Annotated in this window: 11 protein-coding genes; 2 read left to right on the forward strand and 9 right to left on the reverse strand. The window is 63.1% G+C overall.

Annotated features, from left to right (window positions below; genetic code table 11):
* Positions 1-129 precede the first annotated feature (129 nt).
* Positions 130-705 carry an NADPH-dependent FMN reductase gene (locus BLV41_RS08885; protein WP_074711391.1) on the forward strand — a complete coding sequence of 192 codons (576 nt, stop codon included), beginning with the start codon at positions 130-132 and terminating at the stop codon, positions 703-705.
* 153 nt (positions 706-858) lie between these two features.
* Here BLV41_RS08885 and BLV41_RS08890 read toward each other — a convergent pair whose 3' ends face one another.
* From BLV41_RS08890 to BLV41_RS08925, 7 genes are all read right to left on the reverse strand, one after another.
* Positions 859-1,668 (reverse strand): HpcH/HpaI aldolase/citrate lyase family protein, encoded by an 810-nt coding sequence (locus BLV41_RS08890; RefSeq protein WP_074713210.1) that lies wholly within the window; start codon positions 1,666-1,668, stop codon positions 859-861.
* Between the two features lie 48 nt (positions 1,669-1,716).
* Positions 1,717-2,196, reverse strand: a complete 480-nt coding sequence (locus BLV41_RS08895) for a MaoC family dehydratase (protein WP_044579045.1) — start codon at positions 2,194-2,196, stop codon at positions 1,717-1,719.
* Positions 2,193-2,846 (reverse strand): CoA transferase subunit B, encoded by a 654-nt coding sequence (locus BLV41_RS08900; RefSeq protein ID WP_074713211.1) that lies wholly within the window; start codon positions 2,844-2,846, stop codon positions 2,193-2,195. Before BLV41_RS08900 ends, BLV41_RS08895 begins: the two co-directional genes overlap by 4 nt.
* A 2-nt stretch (positions 2,847-2,848) precedes the next feature.
* Positions 2,849-3,622 (reverse strand): CoA transferase subunit A, encoded by a 774-nt coding sequence (locus BLV41_RS08905; RefSeq protein WP_074711392.1) that lies wholly within the window; start codon positions 3,620-3,622, stop codon positions 2,849-2,851.
* A 64-nt stretch (positions 3,623-3,686) separates the two neighbouring features.
* Entirely contained in the window at positions 3,687-4,850 is a 1,164-nt protein-coding gene (locus tag BLV41_RS08910; protein ID WP_139244445.1) for an acyl-CoA dehydrogenase family protein, read from the reverse strand.
* A 2-nt stretch (positions 4,851-4,852) separates the two neighbouring features.
* On the reverse strand, positions 4,853-7,135 hold the full coding sequence (locus BLV41_RS21420) for an acetyl/propionyl/methylcrotonyl-CoA carboxylase subunit alpha (protein ID WP_083360681.1): 2,283 nt from the start codon (positions 7,133-7,135) through the stop codon (positions 4,853-4,855).
* A 3-nt stretch (positions 7,136-7,138) separates the two neighbouring features.
* The gene (locus BLV41_RS08925; protein WP_074711394.1) at positions 7,139-8,746 is read right to left on the reverse strand and encodes a carboxyl transferase domain-containing protein; all 1,608 of its coding nucleotides are present in this window, start codon (positions 8,744-8,746) and stop codon (positions 7,139-7,141) included.
* A gap of 104 nt (positions 8,747-8,850) precedes the next feature.
* Between BLV41_RS08925 and BLV41_RS08930 the strand changes: the two genes are divergently transcribed.
* Positions 8,851-9,444: an SACE_7040 family transcriptional regulator gene (locus BLV41_RS08930; protein WP_074711395.1), complete on the forward strand. Its 594-nt coding sequence runs from the start codon at positions 8,851-8,853 to the stop codon at positions 9,442-9,444.
* A 75-nt stretch (positions 9,445-9,519) separates the two neighbouring features.
* On the opposite strand, the gene BLV41_RS08935 is transcribed toward BLV41_RS08930, so the two are convergent.
* Both BLV41_RS08935 and BLV41_RS08940 read right to left on the reverse strand, forming a co-directional pair.
* Positions 9,520-9,888, reverse strand: coding sequence for an SPW repeat protein (locus tag BLV41_RS08935; RefSeq protein WP_074711396.1), 369 nt, complete (start codon positions 9,886-9,888; stop codon positions 9,520-9,522).
* A 108-nt stretch (positions 9,889-9,996) separates the two neighbouring features.
* Positions 9,997-11,331 carry a dihydrolipoamide acetyltransferase family protein gene (locus BLV41_RS08940; RefSeq protein WP_074711397.1) on the reverse strand — a complete coding sequence of 445 codons (1,335 nt, stop codon included), beginning with the start codon at positions 11,329-11,331 and terminating at the stop codon, positions 9,997-9,999.
* Between the last annotated feature and the right edge of the window lie 2 nt (positions 11,332-11,333).

An 11,333-nucleotide genomic window follows, 5' to 3' on the forward strand; every position in this document is an offset into this window, starting at 1 on the left:
GCTTCCTCGCGAACAAAAATTAAGTAGTTGACATATCAAGTATGTCTGCATCATGATGGAAACATCAAGTTTTAGTTGACACGTCATCTATTCAGGGTGGCGGGTTATCAACATCAAGGAGCAAAACGTATGACTAAGATCGCTATCGTCACCGGTTCCACCCGCCCCGGCCGCAACAACCACGGCGTTGCCGAGTGGGTTTTGGCCCAGGCCCAGTTGCGCGGAGACGCCGACTACGAACTGGTAGACATTGCCGATTTCAACCTGCCAATCTTGGACGAGGCCTACCCCGCCGCTTACCAGAACTACCAGAATGATCACACCAAGGTCTGGGCAGCGAAGATCGCCGAGTTCGACGGTTACGTGTTCATCACCGGCGAGTACAACCACTCGGTCCAGCCGGCCCTGGCCAACGCACTGTCCTACCTGAACGCTGAGTTCAACAACAAGGCCGCCGGCATGGTTGGCTACGGCTCGGCTTTCGGTGCCCGCGCCATCGAGCACCTGCGCGGCATCCTGTCCGAACTTCAGGTTGCCCACGTTCAGAAGACGGGCCTGTTCTCCCTGTTCACCGACTTCGAGAACTTCTCCACGTTCAAGCCCACCGAGCAGCAGGCCGCCTCGCTTGCCCCGATGCTCGATCAGCTGGTCTCCTGGAGCCACGCCCTGAAGGCCGTGCGCGAAGACTCACTGGCTGCCGTCTAAGTAGAAGCACCGCGCGTCAGATCCAACGCCGCATCACTCTCCGGCCGTTCTGACCAAACCCCGCATCATCTTTGGGGGTTTAACCCATTACGCTCTCGCAATGCATGCGGGAGCGTAATGGTTTAAACCCCGGAAAGTGATGCGGCGTTTGAGTTAGAGGGCTGAGCGGGTCATGATCTTCTTGGCGTGCAGCAGGATGGGGCCGTCGACCATCTTGCCTTTGAACGCAAATACACCCGTTCCAGCTTCTTCCGCCGCTGCCAACAACTCCCTGGCCGCAGCCACCTCGGCATCGCTGGGACGGTAGGCGTCCCGAACCACATTCACCTGCGAGGGGTGTATGCAGGCCTTGGCACCAAAGCCGCTCGCCACAGCATCTTCGGATTCCTCCGCCAGCCCGTCCACATCGGCGAAGTCCGCGTAGATGGAATCAATCGCCATTTTTCCAGCCGCGGCGGCGGCCAACAGTAGCTGCGAGCGCGCATGTGTTGCCACTGCTCGGTACGATCCGGACCTCGCACCGGAGGTGAACCGACTTGAGGTCCCGCCGAGCGAAGCCACGAGGTCTTCGGCTCCCCACATCAAACCCACCACGTTGGGAAGTTTAGCCAGGCGAGGTGCGGCCAGGATTCCCGCGGCGCTCTCGCACAGCACCACCACCTTGTAGCGAGTGAGCGAAGCGATGATATCTACCTCAGATGCCTTGGCGATCATGATGGTCTTGTATTTGCTGCGATCCACGGCGGCTAGGTCCAATGCCGCATCTTCTGTTTCCAGCGCATTGATCCGCACCATGGTGGTGGCCGGGTTGAGGCCGCTCTTGATCATGTTTTCGCGGGCCGCAGTCTTGGCCGCAGGTGCCACGGCGTCCTCCAGATCAATGATCACCGCGTCGGAGCGCTCGGCAGCCTTGGCGAACCGCTCGGGCCGGTCCGCCGGCGCGAACAGCAGCGCCGGTCCCATGGTGAATTCAGTGTTGCGCAAAGTTGTGTGCTCCCTTGGGTTGCTGTTCTAGTTACTGGGTTTTAGCCAAAAAAGTGCCGTCCGGCTGGCTTTGCCAACCACGACGCCGGACTGGTTGCGTCCCGTATGTTCCATCACCACGATCCCCTGCCCGGGCCGCGATGCAGACAACCGCTTCTCCGTCACCACTGTCTCGGTGTACAGGGTGTCGCCGTGGAAGAGTGGGTGTGGAAACGAGATGTCATTCATGCCGAGTTGGGCCACGATGGTTCCCTGCGTCAGTTGCGCTACCGACTGGCCCACCATGGTGGCGAGTGTGAACATCGAATTCATGAGTCGCTGGCCAAACGGTTGCCCTTCACTCCATGCCGCGTCCAGATGCAGGGCCTGAGTGTTCATGGTCATGGTGGTGAACAGGACGTTGTCAGTCTCTGTCATGGTGCGCCCTGGCCGGTGCTGGTACACCACACCGATCTCCAACTCCTCAAAGTACAAGCCGCGCTGGGTGACCACCTTGTTCTCATTCATACGTTGTCCAGATCGTGCATCTCCAGGTTCAGCGGTGCACCCGTGGCGGCCACGATCTGCTCCACCGTGACATCCGGCGCCAGCTCCTTCAACACCAGCCCGTCCGGGGTCACCTCGATGACTGCCATGTCTGTGATGATTAAATCCACACAGCCTTTTCCCGTCAAGGGCAGTGTGCACTCCTTGAGGATTTTTGGCGAGCCGTTCCTGTCCACGTGCTCCATCATGACGATGAGCTTCTTGGCACCAAACACCAGGTCCATGGCCCCACCCATGCCCTTGACCATCTTGCCCGGGATCATCCAGTTGGCGAGGTCGCCGTTCTCGGCCACCTGCATGGCACCCAGAACCGCCACATCAACGTGTCCGCCCCGCACCATGCCGAAGGAGAGCGCGGAGTCAAAGAAGGACGCCCCCTTGTTGACGGTGACAGTTTCCTTGCCTGCGTTAATCAGGTCAGGGTCGACGTCGGCCTCGGCAGGGTAGGGCCCCGTGCCCAGAATGCCGTTCTCGGAGTGCAACACCACCTCCACCCCGTCGGGGATGAAGTTGGGTATCAGCGTGGGCATGCCAATGCCTAGGTTCACGTACTGCCCGTTGTGCAGTTCCCGGGCCACCCGGGCCGCGAGTTCATTGCGCGAAAGTGTCATGGTCATGCCTCCTGTCCAGTTGCAACGGTCCGCTTCTCAATGCGTTTCTCACTGCCGGGTGTCCCGGCGGGGACGTGGACCACGCGCTGGACGAAGATGCCGGGCACGTGGACGTGTTCCGGGTCCAGCTCGCCGGGTTCCACAAGTTCCTCCACCTCGGCGATCGTGATCTTCCCTGCCATGGCACATAGGGGGTTGAAGTTCATGGCCGTGGCGTGGAAGACCAAATTGCCGTGGCGGTCCCCCTTCCATGCGTGGACCAGCGCAAAGTCCGGAGTCAGCGATTCCTCGAGGACAAAGTCTGCGTCCCCGAACGTACGCACCTCCTTGGCCGGCGAGGCAATCTCAACCCCTCCAGCGTCGTCGTACTTCCGGGGAAGGCCACCCTCGGAGACCTGCGTGCCAACACCGGCGGCCGTGTAGAAGGCGGGGATGCCGGCGCCGCCCGCACGTAGTTTCTCGGCGAGCGTGCCCTGCGGTGTCAGCTCCACTTCAAGCTCCCCGGAGAGGAATTGGCGGGCGAACTCCTTGTTTTCCCCCACGTAGGAGGAGACGGTGCGGCGGATACGCCCGTCGGTCAGCAGGATTCCCAGGCCCCAATCGTCAACGCCGCAGTTATTGGAAATGGTCTCCAGACCCGAGGTGCCGGCGTCATGAAGGGCGGCAATGAGCGCCACTGGGATCCCACACAGGCCAAAACCGCCGACGGCGAGGGAGGCCCCGTTGTGAATGTCTTGGACTGCGGCTGCGGACGATGCAACGACTTTGTTGATCATGGCTATTACCCTTTCATGGGGCGGTCTCGACAAGCTCGACCAGAGAAACTACCTCGAGAACCGTTTACAGGCCCAGTTCGCGGGCGATGAGCATGAGCTGGACTTCCGTGGTCCCTTCTCCGACCTCCAAGATTTTCGAATCGCGGTAGTGGCGGGCCACCGGGAATTCATTGATGAATCCGTAACCACCAAAAACCTGCGTGGCGTCCCTGGCATTGTCCATGGCCGCCTCGCCTGCGACCATCTTAGCGATGGCCGCCTCCGTCTTGAAGGGCTTGCCGGCCAACATGCGCGCGGCGGCGTCATAGTAGGCGAGTCGAGCCGTATGGGCGCGGGCCTGCATGCGGGCGATTTTGAAGGAAATGCCCTGGTAGTGCCCAATGTTGTGTCCGAAGGCGCTGCGTTCCTTGGCATACCGGACAGACTCGTCCACGCAGCCCTGGGCCGAACCTGTGGCCAGCGCGGCGATCGCTATGCGCCCCTCGTCCAGGATGGACAGGAAGTTCGCATAGCCGCGGCCGCGCACACCCAACAGATTCTCCTCGGGCACGTGGACGTTTGAAAGGCTCAGGGGGTGGGTGTCGGAGGCGTTCCAGCCCACCTTGTTGTAGGCCTTCTCCACCGTGAAGCCCGGCGTCCCGTTGGGCACGATGATGGTGGAGATTTCCTTTTTGACAGAGCCGTCTTTGCGTTCCGAAGCGCCCGTGACGGCTGTGACTGTCACGAATTTTGTGATGTCCGTGCCGGAGTTTGTGATGAACTGCTTGGCACCGTCGATGACCCATTCACCATTCTCCACCCGCGCCTTGGTGGCCGTGCCGCCCGCGTCGGATCCGGCGTCAGGCTCGGTCAGGCCAAAGCCTGCGAGCGCTTCGCCGTTGGTCAGCTGCGGCAGCCAGAGCTCCTTTTGCGCGTCCGTGCCGAAGCGGTAAACGGGCATGGCGCCGAGGGACACCCCAGCCTCCAGTGTGATGGCGACCGATTGGTCCACCCGGCCCAGCTGTTCCAGAGCCAGCGCCAGCGCGAAGTAGTCACCGCCCATACCGCCGAATTCCTCGGGGAAGGGCAGGCCAAAGAGCCCCAACTCCCCCATCTGCGCCACCACCTCATAGGGGAAGCTGTGCTCCTCGTCGTGTTTTGCAGAGACCGGGGCAACCACGGAGTCGGCGAAGTCGCGCACCATGTCACTGAGGTCCTGGTGCTCGTCGTTGAGCTCAAAATTTGGCACTGTCATTCCCCTTCAGGGTTGGTTGTCTGGTTGCTTGCTGTTGGCGCTTCGTCCGGCACCACGGTGGCCACCACCTGGTCGGCCTTGACCAGTGCCCCTGGCACTACGGCGATGTGCACGGTGCCGGCCATGGGTGCGGTGATCTGGTGTTCCATCTTCATTGCCTCGACCGCGAGCAGCACATCGCCCGCCTCTACCCGGTCCCCCGTAGCAGCGTTGACCACCGTGACGGTGCCGGGCATGGGGCTGCGCAGCTGGGGATCGGCCGCGGCGTCCACGCGCTCCAGTCCGGCGAGCATGCGCGCCGTGGCCGCATCCCGGTCGAGGCGCTCCAGCGCGACGCCCCACCCCCCACGGCCCAGGAACACGGCGTCCCCTGCCATGGCCACGCTGTACCCGTCCACCGACGCGGGCACCTCCTGCGTCCCGTCCAGTCCACGGACAAGCACGACGCCGGGACCCGGCGTGCCGCTGACCGTCACCACGCCGGTGCGGCCGGGCGCCGCGAAGACCAGGCGCCACGGTTCGGGATCGCCGAGCCGCCACCCGTCGGTGCGAGACCAAGGGCCGTCCGGCTGCGGACCGGCATTCCCTCGGGTGGGCCCACAGGTGCGAGGGTCCCGTTGCGAGCTTGCGAGCAATGGGAGCACCTGGGGACTTTCCGACCAATCGGCCGCGGACGGCCTCGGTCTCCCTGACGCGCCCTCCGGGCACGCCGGCTCCTCCGCCGAACGGTCCTCGGGAGGAGCCGGTATTCCTGTAGGCGGCGTAAAGGAGACGCCAAAGGCCGCTTGCGGCCGACGCGGCGGATAGCCGCCGAAGGAATACCGATCCTCCCGCGCAACGAGCGCCGCGGCGGCGTAGTCGGCGGCCGCGACGTGGCGGAACGCCATGTCCGGCAGCTTGCGCTCGATGAGGTTGGTGTCGAGGCGGCCGGCTTGGACGTCGGGGTCGGCCAGGAGAAGGCGCAGGTATTCGACGTTGGTGTGCACGCCGAGCACCACGTAGCCGGACAGGGCCGCGTCGAGCCGCTCCAGGGCCTGGGCCCTGTCGGCACCCCAGGCGATGACCTTGGACAGCATGGGGTCGTAGTCGGCCGAGATGTCCAGCCCTTGCAGCAGTGAGCTGTCCACGCGGATGCCGGGGCGCAACGCCACGGATTCGTCGAGTGCAACCACGGTTCCGGTCGCAGGAAGGAATCCTTCGGCAGGGCTCTCCGCATAGACGCGGGCCTCGATGGCGTGTCCCTCCAGGGTGACGTCTGCCTGGCCGAAGTTGAGTTTCTCCCCGGCGGCGATGCGCAGCTGCCACTCCACTAGGTCAATGGGTGAGCCTTCCACGCGGGCCACCATTTCGGTGACGGGGTGCTCCACCTGCAACCGGGTGTTCATCTCCATGAAGAAGAACTCCTCCGGATTGTCGTCCGAGACAAGGAACTCCACCGTGCCGGCACCCGTGTAGTTGACGCTGGCAGCCGCGGCACAGGCTGCGGCGCAGATGCGTGCCCGGGTGGCACCGCCGTCGTCCAGTGCTTCGATCAGCGGCGAGGGGGCTTCCTCGATGACCTTTTGGTGGCGGCGCTGCAGGGAGCATTCGCGCTCAGCCACGTGAACGACATTGCCGAGGTTGTCGGCCAGGATCTGCACCTCGATGTGGCGCGGGTTGGCAACAAGCCTTTCCAGGAACAGGGTGTCGTCGCCAAAGGCGGCTGCGGCGACCCGGCGGGCGGTGGCGAGGGTGGCCGGCAGCTCGGCGGCCGAGAAGACGCTGTGCATTCCCTTCCCTCCACCACCGGCGGAGGGCTTGATGAGGATGGGGAAGCCAATGTCCCCGGCTGCGGCAATCAAGTCCGCGTCCGTCAATCCCGGCTCGGAGATGCCGGGCACCACGGGCACGCCGGCAGCGGAGACGTGGTTCTTGGAGCGGATCTTGTCGCCCATGACGTTCAGGGCCTCCACGTTGGGGCCGATGAACGTAATGCCGGCATCGGCCAGTGCCCTCGCAAACTCGAGGTTCTCGGACAGGAAGCCGTAGCCGGGGTGGACGGCCTGGGCGCCGGTCTCCCGGCACGCGGCAATGACGGCCTCGATGTTCAGGTAGCTTTCGGCAGCGGCGGCGGGGCCGATGCAGACGGCGGCGTCGGCTTCGCGCACGTGCCGGGACCCGGCGTCGGCCGTTGAGTAGACGGCAACCGAGCGGATGCCCAGGCTGCGAAGCGTGCGGATAACGCGGCAGGCAATCTCGCCGCGGTTGGCGACGAGGACTGTGTCAAACAATAAAGTCATGGCTCACATCCTGAAGAGGCCGAAGGCGGTTTCGGGCAGCGGGGTCCGGGCGCAGACGTCCAGGGCCAGGCCCAGGACGGTGCGGGTGTCCGCGGGGTCGATGATGCCGTCGTCCCAGAGGCGGGCGGTGGCGTAGTACGGGCTGCCCTGGTGTTCAAACTGTTCAAGGACGGGCGCCTTAAAGGCGGCTTCCGCCTCGGCGGACCAGTGCTCGCCGTGCTGCTCAAGTTGGTCGCGCTTGACGGTGGCCAGCACAGAGGAAGCCTGATTGCCGCCCATGACGGAGATGCGCGAGGCCGGCCACGTCCACAGGAACCGGGGGCCGTAGGCGCGCCCGCACATGGAGTAGTTGCCGGCGCCGAACGAGCCGCCCACAATGACCGTCAGCTTGGGCACACGGGCCGTGGCCACGGCAGTGACCATCTTGGCGCCGTGCTTGGCGATGCCGCCGTGCTCATAATCCTTGCCCACCATGAAACCGTTGAGGTTCTGCAGGAAGATCAGCGGAATGCCACGCTGGTCGCACAGTTCAATGAAGTGCGCACCCTTCAATGCCGACTCGCTGAACAGCACGCCATTGTTGGCCACAATGCCCACGGGATGCCCATGCAGAGTGGCGAAGCCCGTGACCAGAGTGGCGCCGTAATTCTTCTTGAACTCATGGAACTTGCTGCCGTCCACGAGCCGGGCAATGATTTCGCGAATGTCGTAGGGCGTGTTCAGGTCAGTGGGGACGGCGCCGTACAGTTCTGCCGGGTCGGCTTCCGGTTCACGCGACTCCCCCACAGCCCAGGCCGGTGCCGGGTTGGGCGGGAGCGTGGCCACGATGTCGCGGATGATGGAGAGCGCATGTTCGTCGTTTTCTGCCAGATGGTCGACGACGCCGGAGATTCCTGCGTGGACGTCGCCGCCGCCGAGCTCCTCCGCCGTGACGATCTCGCCGATCGCGGCCTTCACGAGAGGCGGACCGCCGAGGAAGATGGTGCCCTGGTTGCGGACGATGACCGTCTCATCGCTCAGGGCCGGCATGTATGCCCCTCCTGCCGTGCAGGAACCCAGGACGGCGGCTATTTGCGGAATCTTGCGGGCCGACATTTGAGCCTGGTTGAAGAAGATCCGGCCAAAGTGCTCCTTGTCCGGGAACACCTCATCCTGCTTGGGCAGGAACGCGCCGCCGGAGTCCACCAGGTAGATGCAGGGCAGCCGGTTCTCCAGGGCAATCTCTTGGGCGCGCAGGTGCTTCTTGACGGTCAGCGGGTAGTACGTGCCGCCCTTGACCGTGGCGTCGTTGCACAGGACCATGACGTGGCGTCCCTCCACCAGGCCAATGCCGGCGATGACCCCGGCCCCGGGGGACGCGCCGTCGTACATCTCATGCGCAGCCAGCGGGGAGATCTCCAAGAATGGACTGCCTTCATCAAGCAGGTGCCCGATCCTCTCCCGCGGCAGCAGCTTGCCGCGAGTCACGTGGCGCTGGCGGGATTTTTCGGGCCCGCCCAGGGCAGTGGTGCGCAGGTGCTGGCGCAACTGTGTCACCAAGGCCCGTTGCTGGGCATCATTGAGCGCAAACGCCTCACCCGACGTTTCCACCCGGCTATGCAAAGTCTCCATCGACCCCTCATCCACTCATTCACGATTAGACTAAGTTAATATTCACTAACTGAAATTCAGGTTAGTCTGTGATTTCTGTGATGTCCAGCACATGAGGAGCGACGGTGACGCAAGTCGAAAATGCCCGCAGTCAGGCAAAGGCCAATCGGCGGACTGTGCTGCTCAATTCAGCCGCGTCCCTCTTTGCCTTGCGCGGGTTCAAGGGCGTGTCCATTGAGGATCTGGGTGCTGCAGCTGGCGTCAGCGGACCGGCCGTTTACCGGCATTTCAATGGCAAGCAAGCGCTACTGGGCGCCCTGCTGGTAGGCGTCAGCGAAGAATTGCTGGCGGGCGGGAAGGCCGTGGTGGAGTCGATGCCGGATCCGGCCGCCACTGTGCGGGCACTTGTTGCATTTCACGTGGATTTTGCTTTGTCGAAGCCGGAAGTCATCCGTGTCCAGGACCGGGACTTTGACAGTCTCGGCGACGCAGACAGCTTGGCTGTGCGGTCCCTGCAGCGCGCTTACGTGGAGCTGTGGGTCGGAGCGTTGGGTCGGCTGTTTCCTGAACGCGATGCTGCCGTTTGCAGGCTGCAGGCACATGCAGTTTTTGGCCTGATCAACTCCACGCCCCACAGCGTCCAGATGCACGGGGAGCCAGCCGCCACGGCCCGGCCGATTCTGGAGGACATGGCGTGGGCGGGGCTGACGGGGCTGTAGAGGGACTAGGTCGCCCAAAAACTAGAAGCGCCGGGTTTCCCGGCGCTTCCTGGTCATGCACTTTGTTTGTTGGCGTTAGTGTGCTGCCATGCCTCCGTGATGGCCTTCTGCATGATGATGCATACTTGGCTGCAACGCCAGGACTCCGGCGATCACTGCCACGCCGCCTGCAATCCAGGAATTCCAGGTTGCCATTTGATGTCCTGTGTATCCAGCCAGCCACGGGGAAACAAACAGCAGGGCACCGAGGACCATCTGGACCCATTCAGCGACAGGCTGCCCGGGGCTCATCAGATTCCAGACGCCCGACGCCATCAGCAGGACACCGCATCCGATCATCATGACCATGGAGCTGCTCTGCTGCGTTGTCCACAACGTTGACAGTGCGGCATACAGACCTGCGATCACAACAACATAATCTTGCCAGCGATTCCACTTCTTCATTGATACCGACCTCCTTACAAGGTGGCTCCCAATAGTGGGGGTCACCTACAAATATACGTCGGTCTGTTCGACGTCGCCAGAGTCCCAACGTTGCATTCGTGCGGCGCTTCAGCCCAGGACCAACGCCATGGCCGGATCCGCCATCACGGCCCCTACATCAGCCAGAAAGCGTGATCCCTGTTCGCCATCCACCAATCGGTGATCAAATGACAGGCTCAGGGTCATGACCTGCCGTAGAGCCACTGCCCCCTGGTACTCCCATGGCGTTGTGCGCACGGCTCCCATGGCAAGAATTCCGGCCTCGCCCGGATTAAGGATGGGCGTTCCGGCATCAATTCCGAACACTCCGATGTTGGTGATGGAGAAGGTCCCGCCAGCAAGTTCGGCGGGCTGTGTTTTTCCGGCCCGCGCCGTGTCCGCGAGTCCGCCGAGCGCCACGGCCAGGCCATGGAGTCCTAGCGTGTGAGCGTCCTTAATATTGGGCACCACAAGTCCTCGCGGGGTTGCTGCGGCGATGCCCAGATTCACGTAGTTAAAGGTCACGATCTCTTGCCGAGCCTCGTCCCAGTGCGAGTTCAGGGCCGGATGCCGCGCGATCGCTAGATTCACGGCTTTCGCCACCAGTGTCAACGGCGTGACCTTGACCCCGGCAAATTCCTTCTGCGAGCGCAGTTTCGCTAGAAAGTCCATGCCCGCGGTGACATCGAGCGTCAAGAACTCTGTGACATGGGGTGCCGTGAAGGCACTTGCCACCATGGCTTGGGCCATGAACTTGCGCACTCCCTTGACGGGCGTGCGGACTTCTCGATCCGCGGCACCTTGCGCCCCTGCCGGAATGTTCGACGGCGCACCCTCCTCAGTTTTCCCTTCACCAAGCGCGTTGGTTCCGGCAAATGAGACGACGTCCTGACGGGTGATGAGCCCTCGCTCCCCCGAGCCGGCGAGCATTGCCAGCTCAATGCCAAGATCGCGGGCCAATTTCCGTACTGGAGGCGTAGACCGAGGCCTATCCCCCTGAACCCGACCAGAGACGCCCTGGTCAGCAGGAGTGGAAGCAACTGGTGCCGAGCCAACAGAGGGCACCGATGCGAACACCCGCTGCCGCCGCACTGGAGCAGAAGACGTTTCTGGATCCGCCCCATACCCCACAAGCGTAGGAACCCGCTTCGCCGCCGGCTCATCGGCGTCAGGCGCAACCGCCTGCTCAGGTACGTCGAAGGCGATGATCACTTCGCCGACTTCCACCATGGTCCCCGGCTCGTGAGTGATGGCGGTGACTACGCCTGCGAAGGGAGAGGGCAGTTCTACTACGGCCTTGGCTGTTTCGACTTCACCGATGACTTGATTGAGTGTCACGGAATCGCCCACGGCCACGCGCCAGCTGACAATCTCCGATTCGGTCAGGCCTTCGCCTAGGTCGGGCAGCTTGAATTCAGCGATCATGC

Source organism: Arthrobacter alpinus (assembly GCF_900105965.1).
Lineage (GTDB): Bacteria > Actinomycetota > Actinomycetes > Actinomycetales > Micrococcaceae > Specibacter > Specibacter alpinus.

What these genes read in the sequence shown, in the direction of transcription:
- BLV41_RS21420 (WP_083360681.1), bottom strand. Translation starts at nt 7,135, where the DNA reads ATGACTTTATTGTTTGACACAGTCCTCGTCGCCAACCGCGGCGAGATT.
- BLV41_RS08925 (WP_074711394.1), bottom strand. Translation starts at nt 8,746, where the DNA reads ATGGAGACTTTGCATAGCCGGGTGGAAACGTCGGGTGAGGCGTTTGCG.
- BLV41_RS08885 (WP_074711391.1), top strand. Translation starts at nt 130, where the DNA reads ATGACTAAGATCGCTATCGTCACCGGTTCCACCCGCCCCGGCCGCAAC.
- BLV41_RS08890 (WP_074713210.1), bottom strand. Translation starts at nt 1,668, where the DNA reads ATGGGACCGGCGCTGCTGTTCGCGCCGGCGGACCGGCCCGAGCGGTTC.
- BLV41_RS08940 (WP_074711397.1), bottom strand. Translation starts at nt 11,331, where the DNA reads ATGATCGCTGAATTCAAGCTGCCCGACCTAGGCGAAGGCCTGACCGAA.
- BLV41_RS08900 (WP_074713211.1), bottom strand. Translation starts at nt 2,846, where the DNA reads ATGACACTTTCGCGCAATGAACTCGCGGCCCGGGTGGCCCGGGAACTG.
- BLV41_RS08895 (WP_044579045.1), bottom strand. Translation starts at nt 2,196, where the DNA reads ATGAATGAGAACAAGGTGGTCACCCAGCGCGGCTTGTACTTTGAGGAG.
- BLV41_RS08935 (WP_074711396.1), bottom strand. Translation starts at nt 9,888, where the DNA reads ATGAAGAAGTGGAATCGCTGGCAAGATTATGTTGTTGTGATCGCAGGT.
- BLV41_RS08905 (WP_074711392.1), bottom strand. Translation starts at nt 3,622, where the DNA reads ATGATCAACAAAGTCGTTGCATCGTCCGCAGCCGCAGTCCAAGACATT.